The organism is Parabacteroides chongii, assembly GCF_029581355.1.
In the GTDB taxonomy this organism is placed as follows: Bacteria; Bacteroidota; Bacteroidia; order Bacteroidales; family Tannerellaceae; genus Parabacteroides; species Parabacteroides chongii.
On the sequence record NZ_CP120849.1, the window covers coordinates 4,897,005 to 4,914,865 of the forward strand.

General features: G+C 43.9%; 17 protein-coding genes. 1 reads left to right on the forward strand and 16 read right to left on the reverse strand.

What is annotated here, in order from left to right:
• Positions 1-48 precede the first annotated feature (48 nt).
• The 3 genes from P3L47_RS18825 to P3L47_RS18835 all read right to left on the reverse strand — a co-directional run bounded on the left by P3L47_RS18825 (position 49) and on the right by P3L47_RS18835 (position 2,350).
• Complete coding sequence (locus tag P3L47_RS18825) at positions 49-234, reverse strand: hypothetical protein (RefSeq protein WP_277781743.1); 186 nt, start codon at positions 232-234, stop codon at positions 49-51.
• A 117-nt stretch (positions 235-351) separates the two neighbouring features.
• Positions 352-792, reverse strand: coding sequence for an HU family DNA-binding protein (locus P3L47_RS18830; RefSeq protein ID WP_277781744.1), 441 nt, complete (start codon positions 790-792; stop codon positions 352-354).
• 454 nt (positions 793-1,246) lie between these two features.
• Positions 1,247-2,350, reverse strand: coding sequence for a Fic family protein (locus P3L47_RS18835; protein WP_277781745.1), 1,104 nt, complete (start codon positions 2,348-2,350; stop codon positions 1,247-1,249).
• Positions 2,351-2,566: 216 nt separating this feature from the next.
• Here P3L47_RS18835 and P3L47_RS18840 point away from each other — a divergent pair, with 216 nt between their 5' ends.
• Complete coding sequence (locus P3L47_RS18840; protein ID WP_277781746.1) at positions 2,567-3,196, forward strand: sce7726 family protein; 630 nt, start codon at positions 2,567-2,569, stop codon at positions 3,194-3,196.
• On the opposite strand, the gene P3L47_RS18845 is transcribed toward P3L47_RS18840, so the two are convergent.
• The 13 genes from P3L47_RS18845 to P3L47_RS18905 form a co-directional block, all read right to left on the reverse strand.
• On the reverse strand, positions 3,190-4,275 hold the full coding sequence (locus P3L47_RS18845) for a beta family protein (RefSeq protein WP_277781747.1): 1,086 nt from the start codon (positions 4,273-4,275) through the stop codon (positions 3,190-3,192). The genes P3L47_RS18840 and P3L47_RS18845 overlap by 7 nt on opposite strands.
• A complete protein-coding gene (locus P3L47_RS18850) occupies positions 4,268-4,822 on the reverse strand; it encodes an ImmA/IrrE family metallo-endopeptidase (RefSeq protein ID WP_277781748.1) in 555 nt (184 codons plus the stop codon). Before P3L47_RS18850 ends, P3L47_RS18845 begins: the two co-directional genes overlap by 8 nt.
• An 11-nt stretch (positions 4,823-4,833) precedes the next feature.
• Positions 4,834-5,460 (reverse strand): coiled-coil domain-containing protein, encoded by a 627-nt coding sequence (locus tag P3L47_RS18855; protein WP_277781749.1) that lies wholly within the window; start codon positions 5,458-5,460, stop codon positions 4,834-4,836.
• 101 nt (positions 5,461-5,561) lie between these two features.
• On the reverse strand, positions 5,562-6,047 hold the full coding sequence (locus P3L47_RS18860; protein ID WP_277781750.1) for a hypothetical protein: 486 nt from the start codon (positions 6,045-6,047) through the stop codon (positions 5,562-5,564).
• Between the two features lie 101 nt (positions 6,048-6,148).
• The gene (locus P3L47_RS18865; RefSeq protein WP_277781751.1) at positions 6,149-6,430 is read right to left on the reverse strand and encodes an HU family DNA-binding protein; all 282 of its coding nucleotides are present in this window, start codon (positions 6,428-6,430) and stop codon (positions 6,149-6,151) included.
• Between the two features lie 36 nt (positions 6,431-6,466).
• On the reverse strand, positions 6,467-9,520 hold the full coding sequence (locus P3L47_RS18870; protein WP_277781752.1) for a BACON domain-containing protein: 3,054 nt from the start codon (positions 9,518-9,520) through the stop codon (positions 6,467-6,469).
• A complete protein-coding gene (locus tag P3L47_RS18875) occupies positions 9,504-10,721 on the reverse strand; it encodes a BF2992 family fimbrillin-A clan protein (protein WP_277781753.1) in 1,218 nt (405 codons plus the stop codon). Before P3L47_RS18875 ends, P3L47_RS18870 begins: the two co-directional genes overlap by 17 nt.
• Before the next feature lie 48 nt (positions 10,722-10,769).
• Entirely contained in the window at positions 10,770-11,879 is a 1,110-nt protein-coding gene (locus P3L47_RS18880; RefSeq protein ID WP_277781754.1) for a fimbrillin family protein, read from the reverse strand.
• Positions 11,880-11,905: 26 nt separating this feature from the next.
• The gene (locus tag P3L47_RS18885; protein WP_277781755.1) at positions 11,906-13,222 is read right to left on the reverse strand and encodes a fimbrillin family protein; all 1,317 of its coding nucleotides are present in this window, start codon (positions 13,220-13,222) and stop codon (positions 11,906-11,908) included.
• Between the two features lie 49 nt (positions 13,223-13,271).
• Positions 13,272-14,243, reverse strand: coding sequence for a fimbrillin family protein (locus tag P3L47_RS18890; RefSeq protein WP_277781756.1), 972 nt, complete (start codon positions 14,241-14,243; stop codon positions 13,272-13,274).
• A gap of 115 nt (positions 14,244-14,358) precedes the next feature.
• Positions 14,359-15,309: a fimbrillin family protein gene (locus tag P3L47_RS18895; RefSeq protein WP_277781757.1), complete on the reverse strand. Its 951-nt coding sequence runs from the start codon at positions 15,307-15,309 to the stop codon at positions 14,359-14,361.
• Positions 15,310-15,357: 48 nt separating this feature from the next.
• Positions 15,358-16,296 carry a DUF5119 domain-containing protein gene (locus P3L47_RS18900; RefSeq protein ID WP_277781758.1) on the reverse strand — a complete coding sequence of 313 codons (939 nt, stop codon included), beginning with the start codon at positions 16,294-16,296 and terminating at the stop codon, positions 15,358-15,360.
• Between the two features lie 4 nt (positions 16,297-16,300).
• Entirely contained in the window at positions 16,301-17,773 is a 1,473-nt protein-coding gene (locus tag P3L47_RS18905) for a DUF3575 domain-containing protein (protein WP_277781759.1), read from the reverse strand.
• Positions 17,774-17,861: the final 88 nt, after the last annotated feature.

Genomic DNA, 17,861 nt, shown 5'->3' on the forward strand with positions numbered 1-17,861 from the left:
TCTTTTTAATATAATCACGAAATAAATACCCGAAAGGGTATCGAATAATTAAAAATATAAGTCAATATATCTTCCCCCACTTAAAGGGAATTCATTTTCCTGCAAAGAATGTACACCTGGGATAGTGATAATCTTCTTACGGTCGATTGGTAATTCCACATCCCGTTCTATCACATCAAACAGGATTTCACTTTGCTTAATAGCAATCAGCGATTTGAGAACCTCTTTCCTCATAAGTATTCCTTTATTTTAGGACAAAAAAAGCATTTTCTTTCCTAAAATAAAGGAAACTTTTTTCATACGTCCCCCCTTTCTCTTTCAATCAGGTAATCCCCTATTTACCATTTTTAATTATTCAATCACCGGTCTGTCATCATCCGGATTTTCTTCTTTTTTAGGTTTCGTATCTTCATCCTCTTCAAACTTCACGATCTCACTCATCCAGCGCAGACTGGTACCCGGCGAGAATATCACCCGTGCCTTTTTTATCAGAGAAGCATTGAAAGCATCCGCTGTCTCCGCCCCTTTCGAACGAATCGAAAGACGAAAACTACCGAACTCACCCACCTGTACAATACTACCCGAGCGAAGCTCCAGGCTCATCGCCCAGTTTAACGAATCGAGTATTGCCTTCACATCAGCACTCGACATCGCCGAGCGACTGGAGATCAATTCACACAACTTATCCATATCGCAATAGTTCAACGACCGTGCCATCGCATAAGTCTTCACCTTGTCCTTATCGTCACCGCTAAGAACCTTGCGCTGCACCTTTCTAAATTTCAGTGTCATAGCTTTTCTATTTTAATGATTAATACTACTGTTTCCAGGGGAACGATACAAAGGTACAGGTAGGAATATATGCAAAGATCGGTGCGAGAGTATCGTGTAAAGCAGTATATAATAAGACTTTAAGAACATTCAAAATCTTAAAATACCATTTTTCGCGAACCATCACACCGATAGATTCAAATTCTTATTTAACGTTTATCAGGAAAATAATGATTATTACGTGAGATTCTTAGGGATAGATTTAGGTTATTTAATGACTTCTCGCAACAAATTTGATACCCTTTCGGGTACTCCTTTTAATATAATCACGTAATAAATACCCGAGAGGGTATCGAATAACAGAATATAAGTCATTTATAGAAAACAAGTGATGCCAGTATACTGTATGCGGAGATTTGCACTTATATTCTCCGCATATTATACGGCAAATACAGACATTAATCTCCGCAAACAATCACATTACAAGTTCATAATTGGTACTTCTTCCACCTTCATCCGTTTTATGCAACACACCTTTTGTCATCAAATCCTGTATATCACGTAAAGCCGTATCAGCAGAACATTTTGTAATCTTAGCCCATTTAGAAGAGGTTAATTTTCCATCAAAACCATCCCAAAGCAAATTCACCATTTTTATTTGCCGTTCATTCATGGAGACTAACCGATACCTATCCCAGAAAGCGGCTTTCCGTAAAACCGTACTGATTGATTTTTCAGTATTGACCAATGCCGCTTCCAAACAATCAAGAAACCATTCAAGCCACCCCGTTATATCTACACCACCTTTTTGTGTTTTCTCCAATATCTCATAATAGCCTTTACGCAGCTTACGTATCTCTGCCGACATACTATAAAAACGATGTGGCATTTCATCGGCACGGGCTAAGAATAAATCCATTATAGTACGAGCTATACGTCCATTTCCGTCATCGAACGGATGGATAGTCACAAACCACAAATGAGCAATAGCAGCTTTTAAAACCGGATCTATCTTCTGATCATCATTTACCCAATCCAAAAACAATTTCATTTGGAAAGGTATATTATCCGAATCAGGAGCTTGATAATGAACTTTCTCTTTCCCCATCGCACCCGATATAACCTGCATAGGTTCTACACCTTGTCTCCAATCTGCAACCGTAATTTTATACAATCCACTTCTACCGGTTGGAAACAACGCTGCGTGCCAGTTAAAAAGACGTCCATCCGTTAACGGTTTCATATAATTTTGAGTCGCATCCATCATTAGCTGCACTACTCCATCGACATAACGATCAGTTTCAGGTAGCCCTTCAGTTTCTATACCCAAATGACGAGCTACAGAAAAACGCACCTGATCACTATTCAATATTTCTCCCTCAATTTCTGAAGATTTGGTGATATCAGCCGTCAATGTATCAAGTATTACACTATTTTTCAGATCAAAGCCTAACGCACTCATTTTACCTACAAGTTTACCTTGTAGCCCTCGTACCTTACCTAATTTATAAGATAGCTTTGCATCATCCCAGGTAAAATTAGGCCAGTCTGTCTGTTGCCAAATATAGATAGCATTCATATTCTCCGTATATTTTGCGGTAAATATAAGAATTTTTCCATAAACTTTAAATTAATAATTTATTATAGATTCCTTCTCGTAGATCGATTCTACCCTAATTCTGCAAAAGAATATACTTTTTGATAATCAATAGTATAGCAACAAATATTATATACATTATTAATAATAAAAAGGAAATAGGGTTTATCTCTTTATCAAAATACTTATCTTTGCTATATGAAAAGAACTGTAATTTACCATCAAACCTCGGCTGAATATCTAAAAAGTCGCTTAATTGATTTTTTTATTCAACAATTCAATAACATATTTATTGGAAATGAAGTTATGTATGGTATAAAAAGAAAAGTCGTTGATTTATTGATTATTAAAAATAATCAATTAATTGCTATTGAGATTAAAGGAGATAATGATGACTTAAGAAAACTACAAGAACAAATCAACGAATGCAAAAAAATATTCGACTATATCATTATTTGTACAACTAAAACTCATTTAGAAAAACTAAACCAAATTATTTCAGATGATATTGGCATATATCTTATAACCGAAAACAGTATAAAAAAAATAAAAACTCCACAAAAACAAAACAAACAGAGTAAAATTGATATATTATACACAATGAATTCAAAATATTTAAAAACCGAATTGAATATAAATAAAAAATTAAATTCAGATGAAATAAGAGAATTGGTTGCTAAAAAAAACATGAATTATATACACAAATTACTTTGTCAATACTTTTCTTTAAGAATAAAAGAAAAATACCAACTTTTTTTATCTGACAGAGGGATCATTACTCACATTGATGATATACCAATACTATCATCCAATATTGAAATTCAATAGCCATATATTCTTTTTAGTTGTTGTGCTATATAAATATTCATACGTACTGATATCCAAAAAGAAGGAGATGATGAAGGTGCTCCTCCTTTAGCACATGCCTTAATTTGTTCAATTCCCCAATTATTTTCAATAGACATTGGGAAACGAGGATCTTGCACTGTTAATTGAGCAACTTGAATATAAGTAGAAGCATAAGCAGAAACACCTCTAGGACGACGTTGCTTATAATAAAATATACTCGTCTCCAAAGGGGTGTCAATCCTAGGAATCCAGCCTCTAGCCATTACTACGGTATCATTACGTATAGGATTAATAGAAGCATAGTCTCCATATATCACATTATTACATTCCTGCTTAACTATATCATAAATATCAATCTCAGAAATACTAAATGTATCAGAATCAACATCTCCTAAATCTCGCACATTATTAGGAAAAGATGTTGAACAAATTATATAATTCACATTCTCATCTAAAATAGATTGCAAATTAGTAATTCGAGCTACACTTTTTAATGCAACATTTCTATACGAGGCTTGTGGCGTATAACCACAATCTACTAAAACATAAAGATTCACACCAACAAGTTCATCCTTAATCAATTCAAAATCATCATAACAATTCTCATCAGCAATAGAGTTTCGATATAATATTGACTTAAAATATTTTTTTATATTTTTGACTTGCAACAGAAGGTTTTCTTCAAAATTCTCATCATCCAAATTTAAAATTAGAGTAGGAATAATTTCTTCAAAAACCCCTTCTTCTTTTATTTGAATAAGAAAATCAACCCAATTTTTATACCCATTTTGAGGATTGTATAAATAATTAATCTCATCAGATGAAAGCGAATCCTCTGAGGTTAAATCAAATGAAACAACCTGGTTCTCAAAAATTTTCTTCATTTTAGAGAGTCTTTTATCAAAAGGATATGCCTCTACTTTATTTTTAGTTATTTTTCGTCCTCTAGTTATCTCTATTACAGGAAATATCTGTGACAATTGAGCTTTACTTGTATTTTCTACAGCCCTAATTTCTGCATCACTTGTTTTAATAATTATAGTATATTTTTTATCCATTATCTTTCATTTTATAACCTAATGACAATACCCTATATTTCATAGCCAGAGATGAAACTCCAAACTGTTCTGCTAACACTCCTATGTTCTTTATATGTTCATTATCTATTAAATTTCGAACAACAATTTCCGGCATTAATAAACGTGCAGCAAACTCATTAGCACTATACTCGATTGAATCCATTTCATCACTTCTAAAAAAAGTTGTATCTACAAATTCAACATTCTTTCCTTTATGTAAGATATAGTGTCCTAATTCATGAGCTAAAGTGAATCTTTGTCTTTTAACATTATGATTTTTATTAATACAAATAACCCATTTCCCATTTATATTACTAATAGAACCTGACTGATTAGCCTCCATTTGTTCATAAACAATTTGAATATCATTAAAAGATTTAACAACTTCTTCTATATTTAATGAATTCCCTGTATAAAATCCTTTTTCATGTGCTGACTTTAACACATCATCTACACCTACAAGTAAATCAGGCTCTTGAAACTTTGTAGAAGCATTATTTTTTTGTCTATTTCCTTTTATTCCCATAATATTTCTTTTTACTCTATTTCTTCTTTAGATAATTTCCTATCAGATAATTCATCAAAAGTTTCATATAAAAGATTTATATTTTCTTCAAGTTCACTTAATTTACGTTCTATAATCTCCTTATCTGACACAGTCACTAATTCATCTTCAATACGACCATAAAGAGCATTAATAACACTTTCTTTGAAAGAGATAGAGTCTCTCAATAATTCATTTAAAGAATCTCGAATATTACTCTTCAATTTATCTTGTATTTTACTTTCTCTATTATCTAATTCATTTTTTATGTCTTCAATTTCTTTTTTTGATGTTATTTTTATACTGTAAATGCTGCCAACAGTAAATAAAACAAATAAACCTATAAGAAAAGTAACTAATGTACTATAATAACTAGATATATGTGATGTATACTCACCTGGCGTTAACAATAGTCCTTTATTTTCCAGATCTTTTAAGACCTCAATACGAGAACAAGTTATAGTGTCATTTATTATTGAATTATTTTCAATCAATACTCCATTCGGATTTGCAATATATACAGACTTATAATTAAAAGGTTCAAAGAAAGCACATACTACTAATAAAAACATAATAACAGTTACTCCACCGATAATTCCTGATATCGTGTTATTTCCCATATAAACTCAATTTAAGATATACTATATCAACAAAGATATAGAAAAATTCTACTAAAACAATAAAATATTTAAACTTTTGAGAAGAATCAATAGACTTTATTTTAATATCCACAATAATCCCCCACCCTCACCTTCCCCGCCAACACAAGCACCTCTTCACAAGTAATCCCTCCCTTACTGATATGTCCGGCAAGCGTGCCGATCTTGCCGCAAATTTGGAAACAGATAAGAACAGACATTGATAAATGATTTATTGAAGTTTGCGCAGTACGCTCTACTACTTCCGTTAAATGGAGCATCCGGATAAACAAGACGGGAAACCGGAGGGGGCAACGGAGACAGGTCATCACTGTTTTTTCAATGATGAAATCAACATAGGATTGACGATCATGGACGATGATTTCTTCAATAAATTTTTGATGTTTTTTAGGCAAGGTCGACCATACGGTAAATGCTAATTTGTAAATCTTTTCACGTAAATGGTTACGGCCTTCTTTTGACATTTCGTCAAGGCTACGGTTAAACTCGTTCGCTTCCGGCACTTTTCCGTTGGGGAATAAGGCTTCTAATTTATTTTGTTTCTTCATGATGTATCTAATAGGCGTTAATAAATAATTGAGGGAAATAAAAAAACAGAAGCAGGTGGAGACACATAATAGCTAAAAATATCTGTGTCTCCACCTACTCTCTATTTGGATAGGTTCAAATCCCTAAGTAAAAACTTTCCGGGTTTAAACTTGACACTTGTACGTGCAGGTATTGCACAAGAGATACCGGTATGGGGATTACGGCCGATACGCTCTTTTTGCGACCATGGAGTAAAAGTTCCGAAACCTTGAAGCATAACAGGATTATCCTGTTTCATTGCTTCTGTTAACACTACCTGAAAGGCTTTCATAAATTCACGTGATTGCTGCTGCGAAATATTCATTTCCACAGCCAGTTTGCTGATAAAATCTGCTTTGTTCATAATTACATCTATTTTTATGGATTAACTTAAAGTCTTCTATTTTTCACGGACGCAACGAACAGGATATATATTTTTTCCTGGACTAGAACTTGTACCGCTTGTATTGAATTGTCCATTCATAAAATAAATCACTGCACGCGTAGAAACTGCTCCTTCTCCACACGAACTACTCCAATAAGCGCTATATATAAAACCCTCACCAAATGTATTTGTCGCTGGTTCGTCGTCTGTTGCATCCGAATTTTCACCCTTACATATATTCCAAATTGCATATAACTCTATCATTGTCGGGACACGCCATCCTTCCCCTTTTTTGGTACATTCTTGTATAGGAAGACCTGTTAGGTATTGCTCACGAACTGAGCTTTGCTTAGCCTCCACCTCTATCGTATAAGGTTTATCTATGGTATAATTTGTAGAATTCCCTTTGTAATCGCTACCATAAGAACCGGTAGCGGCATAATTTCCAAAATCATAATTAAATGGAGGTGTCTTAGCTGTCGGAAAATTTTCATCGTGATATTTTTTAAACGAATCTGCAAGTTTCTGGTCGATAGTAATCGTATTCAACCCACTGGCTTGTTTAACCGTAACCGTTTCCGAATGATTACCGCCGGTTACAGCAATGATAAAATCCGCTGAACGTTCTCCACCTTCGTTTGCCGGAGCAGTGAATGTTATGGTGTGGGAAGTACCGGATAAATCTCCGCCGGTTGCCGTAGTTGTTATTGCTGCATCTCCTGTATTCGATTTCGTTAATGTCCATGGTAATCCGAATGTACCTGTAATTGTCGCCTCGGCGGAAGAGGCAGTATTGGGTAATTCGATCGTTCGAGGTTCCACTTTAAACGTCGACGCCTCCTGTGATATCGTCGTTTTCTCTGCCATGTTTCCGGCTGTCACCGATATCTGACCTTCTCGTACTTCCTTATTTTTATTCACGCTATTAGTTTTATATCCAATGGTTTGTTTTGTGCCGGTTACCGAACCTGTTGTTTCACCGGTAAAAGTGAGCCACTCGGGGTAAGTGATAGCGTAGGAAAGACCTTTCGTTGCCGTAAAAGCGACAGAGCCCGAAGCCTCCGCTGTCGGTGCCAAAGATGTGGAAATTTCATCTACTGTTAAGGATGAAGCCGCCTGCTGAACGGCTATATTACCCGTCGGCCCTTTGGATTCATCTCCCACACGGACTGTTATTTCACCCGTACGTTCCTTGGAATCGAGATTGACAGGAACATTAAAAACAACATTTTGAGGAGTTGTCGTTGTCTGCCCCGTCTTTTGACCGGTCAGCTCGATCCAGTTATCAGCTTCCGAAACTGCTATTTTCCACGGTAAACCGGAAGTGGCTGTAAAGTGAGAAGACGCATCGGTCGCTCCCTCCGCACTTACCTCTATCGGTTGGGTGGGACAAACGACTGTGGAAGCAGCTTGGGATACGGATATCTCTTTTTTCAGATCGTTATATGTAGAACTGCCGACCGATTGACCGCCTTCTACCGTTATGCTGCCCGTGCGTGCTGATGCATAAGGGTTACTGGAAGCCGCTTTGACTATTAAACTTTGTTCCTCTCCTGTGGCTTCATCAGCACTGTTGGCCGGATTGCGTGACGCCCAACTCAGCCAACTGTCGGATAAAATAGCGCGCCAATTCAAACCTTTTGTTAGGATAAATGTAGATTGACCTTCCGAACCGGAAGCGGCTTCCAAAGAGATGGCGCTACCTACATTCAAGGTCGATCCTTCCTGTACGATTTCAATATTTTGTTCCTCGCCGGTTACGTCCATCTTAAAAGGAAATGACCGCTGCTGGGCCGTCGGATTGGCCGTTTCAGCCTTGAAAACAATCTTTGCAGGACCCTGATGATCTATCCTGGCTCCGTATCCAGCCTGGATTGTGTTATCGATCAGCGCTGACAACCAATCCGGCAGTTTGATGCTCCACTGCTCTCCCGGGCGGGCAGTGACCTGCAACTCGGTCGTGCCGCCTTTACCTGCAGGCATCGGTTGCAAGCCACCGGTATCGATCGGGGGGATTGTTCCCACCGTGATGCGTTGGTCGGTGACGTCTATTCCCTTCAACGTCACACTCATAGTATAATAATGGTTGCGTTTGATATTGTAATCATTCATATCCTCACTGCCCGGGAAAAAACGGAAGGTGACGTTTTCGTAAGTGACACCGCCCTGTACAGCCGTTCCCGTCAGTTCTATGCAAGTGGCATTACTCACTCCCCGGCCTGTTTTCTCCTTTTCCGACGCGGCGGCGTTATCATCAGTTACCACACCGGCCCTGTTTTCCGGTAGATACCAGTGCATCGTCGCACCGTTGGCATCAGCTTCTCCGGTATATTCCCCATACGTTACATCGGTTAATTGAGTTGTCGTTTCTTCCATGCGTATTTTGTTCGGTACCGATTTCAGCTTTACCGAGGAAGGATCGAAACTAAAACCGTCTCCACCGATCAGATAACTAAACGAAATCTTTGCCACCGTCCGGGTCATATCGACTCCTATGCTCTCCACACCGTTATCCCGGATCACACCCGACCACATTCCCGTCATACCGCACAAACGGCTATCCGGTAAACCATCTACGGTCGAGGCATACGTAAATACATGCCCTTTCAATGCCGTTTCCGTAGCGATCTCACCCCAATCGTCGCAATTGGCAACAAACCAGACATGGTGTGTGGCTTCTTCGCTCTCTTTCAGCTTCAGGTTCACCGTCGTTCCGGTCACAGGCGAAATGTAATGGCTGAATACCCGGTTGCCTGATGTATCATACTGCCCGACCCATAGCTGGGAGATCAGGCTCTCATCCCCTCCTGTCAAGGCGGTTGCCGATTTGGTTGCAACCGAATCCGTCATGCCGGGAACAACCGAATCGATTTCGAACGTTCCTTCCGGAGTAAAAGTGATGCTGCGTGTTTGCAAGGGGCGGTTAGCCAGCACGTTCAGGTTAAAAACGGCTTCCACCTCCTTCGCCGGATGGGGCGGTAAATCCTTTTCCTCCACCTCCGTCCGCGTACAACTCATCGCCAACAACAGCAAACACACCCACAATCCGGTTTTACTGATCCGTTTCATTACTTTTCGTTTTTAATTGTTTCAATGATTCTCCTCCTCCGACATCTGTGTCTCTCCACTCTATTTTTGTCCACTTCGCCACCGTGATGGTTGTTCCGATCCCCTCCTGGATATCCGGGTCGGGATAAGAACCGCCGGGGGGAGCACCTACCTCGCCGTCGGAAAAGGAAATAGCATTCCAGTCTATTATTTTCAGATTCAGACGACTTTCGTCATTCTTTACTTCCAGGGTGAATACATACCGCTTGCCCGCATCGAAAGCGATCGGTTGGTCTATGGTCGCTTTCAGGGTCGCCGTTTCATGATTCCTTTGTACATTGATTTCCACTCCGAAAGGACGCTCGTTTTTGGGAAGGACGATGCCCGTTGTTTTATTCAGACCCATACCATCCGGATCGGAACCCGCTTCCACCGCGACAAATTCCGCGCTTTCAAACACAACGGTCGCCTCCGTTTTATTCTCTCCGCCCGTCGGAAGGATTCCCGTATCCTCCCCTGCTATCAGAGTCGCACCGGAGACGGAGATATGACTCAGTTCCAGCCTGGTTCCGTATAGCTCATCGAATGGAAGCGCATTCTCCCTGGCGGGAGCGACATTGAACACCAGCAGGGCGCATTGTCTACGGAAAGTTTCCAGCGTGACCACACGCGAGGAACGCGAAACGGTCACCCCACGGGCAAAAGAGGTCATCACATCCTCCTTATGCGGGATTGCCGTTACCACATACCTCCCTTCCGCATCTTTTACCAGCCGACGTGCCGGTGAGACGGCATAGAAATCGTAAACGCCTCCGCGCACCACCGGACCGGTGCCCTCTCCCGGCTGACGTACCCCCGCATCATCCGCCAGGCAAGGCGACATAGAACCGTCCTTTTCCACCACATAAGCCACCTCAAACGATGGTTGCGCAGTAGAGAAAGGAACCTCGGCTGTTGCCGCCCCCACCTCACCGCGCAAATAACCGTAAATGCGCACCGTAGCCCCTTCGGGCAGCGGGGTTGCAGATGTCGCAGGAACGGTAGCCTCCTCCCCCGCACGGCTCAGAAGGACCGGGGTTCCCAAGTCCGGTTTACTGAAACGAAGTTCCACCGGGCGACTCTCTTCCGGCACGACATCTTCCACAGTCCCTGCCGTGCATCCGGCCAGCAAACCTCCGGCCAGCAGAACAATCAGATATAACTGTATTCGATCCCGTTTCATTTCGATTTCCTTTGTGTTCTAATTCTTTGTTCCAATAAGTGACAAGAGTCATTCCATCGGTACGTCATACGCCCCGCCGTCGTTCCAGGCCGCCACTTTCACTTCCGCCAACTCTATGCCCTGCGGCTGCATGCGGAGGTTGTATATATAGTTGTATCCCTTTTTCCAGTCGGCAGTAAAGGTCCCGGGGCCTTCACCCGTTCCGGACGGTTTCATCGTAAAGGTACGCCCGTCGTCGAACGTCAGTTCCAACGTCACATTCACGCCACTGACCGGGATCACCAACCCGAAGGCCTGCACCGGAACATTCGTCGTCGTCTCTCCCGACTCCCCGCCTACCGCACGCGTATCCCCACCCGCGGTAAAAACCAGTTGATCCACCGCCGTCATCGTCCCTTCCACCTCCCCCGTTGCCAGGTTCAGCTTGGCGGACGTGCACTTTTTTAATTCCCCATTGCTTTTGAACACCACCTTTTCAACATAGCAACCGGCAAAAACCGAGCCCTCTTCCAGTACCCGGAAGCTCACCTTCGAGAGCGCATGCTGCATCTCGAGCGATACTTCCGGATGCCAGCGGTCTACCTGCGCCGCAGCCGTGCAATAGAGGTAATCCTCCTGGTCGGTTTCCCACTGCACATCGGTGGCAGTATCCACCTGTTTACCCCCATCGTTGAAGTAGAATTTCTGTTTATCCAACACCTTTATCCCACTCATCAAAGGAGCTTTCGGAGTGCCCGTGAGCGAAACGCTCTTTTCGGCAGGCACATAACCGTATACCGTTCCTTTTTCGGTGTACAACAGAAGCGGTTCCTCTTCTTCCACAGGTTCCCAGGAAGGAGGGGTCTTTGCGGCATTATAGACGAACTGCTGGCTTTTGACGTTGGTGTTATACAAACTTACCGTACCGCTGCCGCTCTCTTTCGTGACACATACCCCTACCTCCGTCAGCGGGTTCGGGTTTCTATCCGCTTCTCCCGGGCCGCCTGTAACGACGCTTCTCGATTCCACCTCCATCCACATGCCCAGGTTCTTCACTCGAAAAGGAACACCCTCTTCCGCTTCGCCACCACCAGGTCCCGGCGAAACGATATCCGCCTCTGTACAGGCAGCACACAGGAACAAAAACACAGGCACCAAACGGGATAAGAACTGTTTCATGGGATTTGTTTTTTTTAAGTTATGTATTACAACGGAATATCCTCCTGTTCGTCTTCCTCCCAGTCTGCCACCGTTACATCCATCACTGTCAACTTGTTACGACCGGCAGAGAAGGTATAGATGCAATTAGTACCCGCAATCCATTCATGAGCAGGCAGGGTGACGGTATATTCGACAGGCGTATTTGAACTTTCCTGAAGAGTGATGACCACATCTATTTCATTTTCTCCGAAACTGGCGACCGGATAAACCATGGTACTGACTTTTTTGGATACCAACTGTCCGTTGACGGTCGATTTATTCTCGATAAAAGCTTTATCGCTTTGTTCTCCGTCTTTGATCTGTTTCATCAAGATGTAGTTTGTGATATTTCGGGTCAGAGTACCGGTTGTTGTGTTTTCGCTTATTGTACCGTCTGACAACGACATCTTGCCTTCTCCGGTCTTGATGTAATTATTAGGACTGCTATCATGATTCTTTATCACGAACTTTGTAAATTTCACATCATTACTACTCAGATTACCGCCGTCGTACACGCGGAAGGAAACCATCGCCATCGCATGTTTCATATCCAGGTTGATCAGATAACCGGGATTTTGGGTATCGGTATTTTTCGGACCTTGCTCCGGGTCAAAAGGTGTCCCTACTTTGGCACGACCGTTGTTGACATTACGGCCGCCTTCTTCAGCCGCAAAATACAGGTAATCTTTTTCGCCCGCATCAGACAGGTTTATCGCCTTGTTTGTCGTGCTATTCGCACTCCATGAGTTACTACCTTCATTCCAGATTTTATTCGCATTATTTGTCTTAGCATCTATATCGCCGCTAGCCGATACGCTTACCGGGATTTTAAGACTGCCTTCACCCGAAATACTTAACAGGTTATTTAATGCATCATTATCAAACGGATAATAGGCATACACCTTCCCTACCGTTTCCGTCAGATAGTAAGGTTTTTCATTTTTGGGGTCATAACTGCTACCTTTGTTTTCAATCGAAATCCAATTAGCCCCTTTGGTGTCGCCTATATACCATACATGATGGCCCGTATAACCGGAACTCGATGCATCGGGAGAATACCAGCCGGTTGCATCCGAGTTGGTTACCACGACACCCAACCCCGGAGCATCTTTATAATCGGTATAGGTAATCGCACTGCCGCTTACCACCGATTTGGTTACCGCTTTCGTTCCGGCTTCCACCTTCAGGTTCGGATTGATACCCAGTGCCACCTGCCCGTCACCGCCACCCGGTTCCGGTTCTATTCCTGTCTCTGTTTCCGTACAGCTTAACGCTGTCACAAGGGCTATCAGCATGGCCCACTTTGTCGTGATCGTTTTCATTTTCGTTCGTTTTAAAAGTTTTATTTCCTGTTTATTCATTCGTATTTTATCATATAGGCATCTCACCCTGTTCATACTCCGTCCACGCCTCCACACTGACATGCGTGGTTTGTATGTTGCCTGCTCCGGTAAAAAAGAGCGAGACGATATGGCTTTTGCCGATCTGAAAACCGCCCTCTATCCGGATGAAGACATCCGAGAGGGTTTCTTTCGGATTACCGTTGCCGTCTTTCGTTGTCGTGATCCGAAGGTGGAGCGGATGATCCGCCGTCCCGTCATCCGGGAATACCGGAAGAAGGAGATAGCCTTGTGCCTCGGGGGACGATCCTTCGGCCGCGACCTGCGGGATTAGTAGACCGGCAATATCCTGCACCGGGAGGTTCTTGATATCTTTCGCCACGGATATATCTGTCAGACGGGGCGTTTCCGCGGCCAAATCCAGTTCCTGACGGGTATGTACATCTGCCGCCTCGATCGTTTGTATCGTTCCCCATGCATCGCCCCGGTCACTATAACAGGCCAGGCGGACCTGGGTCAAAAGGTGACGAAACGTACAGCTCAGAACCGGTTGAAAACCGCTGGTCGTCAGCACACCCGTCGCCATGATATCCGTCGTTCCGTCTATCCTGAAAGTCACTTTGCCCGTTTCTGCAACAGTTTCCGGTTCACCCTCTACCGGGTAATAACCGTGCAGGCGGATATGACGGCCATCCTCCGGGTACAACTGAGACTCGGCAAATACAATCGGGCGGTTCCCCCTTCCACCCTGACGCACAGCCTTGTGTACAGCCCACCCACCGTATGTACCCGTTGAAACCGTCGATTCATCCTGACGGGCAAAGCTCACTTCCAAAACCTCTTCATAGCCGGCGCCGATCACCCCGCGCGTCGTCGACGCTTCGATCGCACCTTCCAGGTAAACCTCCTTTGCCAAGATCGGTTGCGGTGTAGGATAGCTGTCCGAACAGGCGGCAAGACCCCAAAGCCAGACAAAGGTTGTTATTACTATGAGTTTATTCATTTTGTTCATATTCATTATGGCACATAGATAACATAGATCTTGACGGATTTACACAGATCATATATTTAAATCGGCGGTCATCTGTCTGATCCGCGTTATCTGTGTGCCATTATTGTTAATTTCCCGGAACGATCACCGAACTGCCGCCATTACCCGGTTGCCACTCGGCGATACCGGATTCTACCGCTATTTTACCGTCTTCCGTAAAGGTGAGCGTGATCAGGTGCGAATAACCCGCTTTCACCCCTTCACCGATATTCGCAACTGCAACGTTCAGGGTTTTCGCATTCCCTTCATACGTTCCTTTCACCTCTAAACTGATTGGCAAATTCCCTGTTCCCATATTGGTCGTCGGGTAAAGCAGCAGATAACCGGTCGGCGGGGTTTCGACATCCAAAGCAGAGACCGTAGACGGACAGTTTTTTACTGTTAGCGTCTGGTCGGCCGTACCCGTGACCGTCAGTTTGGCTCCGCTTGTTTTATCCAGCGACAGCTTCAATCCCGTGGCTACATTTTTTACTTTAATGGAAACGACCGCCGTCCATTTGCCGATCGCACCGGCTGAACCCACACACTTGAACTGCAACTGGGTTAGCAGGTGGCTGAAAGTAAAAGTTTCAAATTTATCGAGCAGCGAACCGGTCTGCACTCCTGTCGCCATGATATCCTCGTCGCCCGCTATAGTGTAAGTGACGCTGGCAGGGTTAGCGGTTCTGCTCAGTTCCCTGCGGGGATAATAGCCTATCAGAACAGACTCACCCTCTTCCGCCAGATAGGTTTGTTCCGGCTCAAAAGTCAGCGCCCTATTACCTGCACCACCAGTACGGACAGCGTCGATAGAGGCCCATGCAGCACCCGTTGTGCCGGGATTATCCAAACGGGCAAACGATACTTCCAGGTCATTCGTATAACCGCCACCGATCACTGCACGGGTAGACTCCGCTATTCCGGCATTCACTTCTATTGCTTCAGCCGCTCCTTCCGTCACCGGCTCTTCCGTGTTGGTGCAACTGTTTAAGAAAGCTGTCGCCAACAGACTCATGATCAATAATTTTCCTCTTTCCATATTATACCAGTGTTTTATCGTTACTATTACAATCGTTTTCATTTCGTTTCAGGGAGTCACCACACCCGAACCGCCGCTGCCCTGTTTCCACTCCTTCAGTGTAATCGTCAAACCGGACATTTCATCATAGCGGACAACAAGGTCCAGTATCACATGTGTCGTAATTCCGACAGCGAATGCCTCTTTCACCTCCTCGGTTATATCCGTGGATGAAGTAATTTCCTTTCCGTCTGCCAGCGTCATTGTTAGGGTCAGGTCGACCGGTTCACCGCTTTCCTCACCCGGGGACAATCCGAACAGGTTCAGAGTAGAAGTATAAACGCCAGGTCCGGTCTCTTCCGGCTCGAACATCATAAAAGCCGGAGCATCGAACAGCGGCTTGCCCGAAGGTATATGAACCCGTGACGAAACACCGGTCAACCTTCCGGACAAGACCGCCGGAACGACATCACCCTTATCCCCTCCTGTGACTTTTATATTCATTTCCAATGTACGGACAAGATTCACCGCATACAATTCCTTTGCCACGACTTCTCTTCCGCCCACCTCGATCCGGTCTAAACCTGCCCCGTACAAGTTACCCGGGCAGGCTATCTGTACCGATGAAGATTTCAGGGAAGAAAGCTGTTGCGCCCTTCCGCAGGCCTCCTCATACCCCTTCTCCATTTCAAGCGTGACACCCGTACAGCCTCTGTTGCAGACCGCCACCCGGTAACAGCCCGAAGGCAACGTACCCTCATACCCCGAAACGTCCCCCGTACGGATAAGCGGGCTGTCAGAACCTTCCGGATAGAAATACCATGCCATATTATCCGGGCAACCACTGTTTTGCTTGCGAAGCAGTAAACGTACTTTTCCGTTCTTCTCCCAATCCTCGTCCGTCATACGGTACGCACAGGACAAGACCGCCACAGTCCATACGGCATATATCATCCAACCCATCAGTTGCATTATACGATATTTCTTATTTCTTTTATTCCTTTCCATCTTCCTATCTGATTTGAAAACGGTACGACAAACTGATCCTCAGTCCCAACATAAATCCTGTCGAGGCAAAACGGGTTTCCAAATAATTCCGGTCATCCGGCGCGTCATAGCGGTATTTCTTCCCGTCGAAGACCGAACGGTAACCGGCACGTACACTTACCCCCATCCCCAAACCACCGACCAAAGAGAACCGGTAACCCGCCGACAGGCCTGCCGACCAGAAACAACCTGTCCGGCCGTAAAGTATATCCTCAGATTTATCGATCGCGCTGCCACGTACATCGAAGTCACCGTACTCGGCAAATAAGCCGGTATTCAAGCCGGTAAACCTTCCCGAAGGAGATAGCCAGACGCTGGGTTCGAGGGAGATTTCGGATACAGCCCAGCAATCGCGCGTCTTGTCTTTATAGGCAAAGTCGGAATACATGCCCGACAAGGCTACCGACCAACGACCAGCGAAACAACACTCCACTTCCAGGTTCGGCATAAATGCGCCTGTTTCTATTTTCGTCTCACCCGTTCCTAAACGGATCGAAGGGACTACGCCACCCCAGGGTAGAAGGTTCGTTTTTACGACCAGATATACAGGGCTTTGCTTCATCGGAGTTTCTTCCATCCTTACAGATTCGGTTGGCTGTATTTTACCGTCTTTTTCCGTTTGTACTTTTTTCTCTGCTTGCAATCCGGTTTTCTCGGGGACAACCGTTTTCTCGGTTGTCTCTTTATACTTTGTCACCTTTCGCACAGTTTCCCTCGTTGTTACGGTGGTTGCTAAAGCAATGTCCGGCTCTTCTATCCGTTTACTACGGCGTACCGTATCCGTTACAGAAGCCAGACGATAATCTTCCAGTTCCGAACGGTCAAAAAGAGGATCGTCGATACGGTACACTTCACGGTCGTAACCTCCTGTCTCACCACGACGGTACAGGTCTACATAAGGGACTGCACCATATTCACCGATGGCAGCCTCTACCGCTACCGGGTAACGGCTCTCACTGTAATGAATCGAGATATTTGCAAACCAAGGAAGTGGTTTATATACCTTATAGACATGTACCTGATCGCGATAGTTTCCGCTACGGTCGATATAAAAGGCGACACAATCATGGGGAATATCAAAACGGGTTTTCAGGTAGGCACGGATACGACCTGCACGCAGTGAGGCTTCGTTCACAACCTCTTTATCTTCGTATTCATAGGCATTCACATGCGAAACGATCAAAAGGTGGCAGTCGCCTTTCAGGATTTGATCGCGGGATGCGTCGAGTAAACCGCCCATACGTTCCAGTTGATAAGCGTTGTCTCCGTAATCGGCAAGGAACAGGTCGTTGTCCCGGCGGAAAGAGAAAAGGAATGATTCAGACTTGTAATAGGTCGTAGTCTGGGCATCCGCTCCTATCCCCAAAAGGAAGTTGAGCAGTAACAGGAAAATTGTTCTTGCCTGTATTTTCCGGTGTGAATCTTTTATCCTATACATATTAATATATAATACCAGTATATCCTGTATCAAACAGCAGCCATGATTATCACCAACTACCGGTTAATGTCCACCTTATTTATATAAT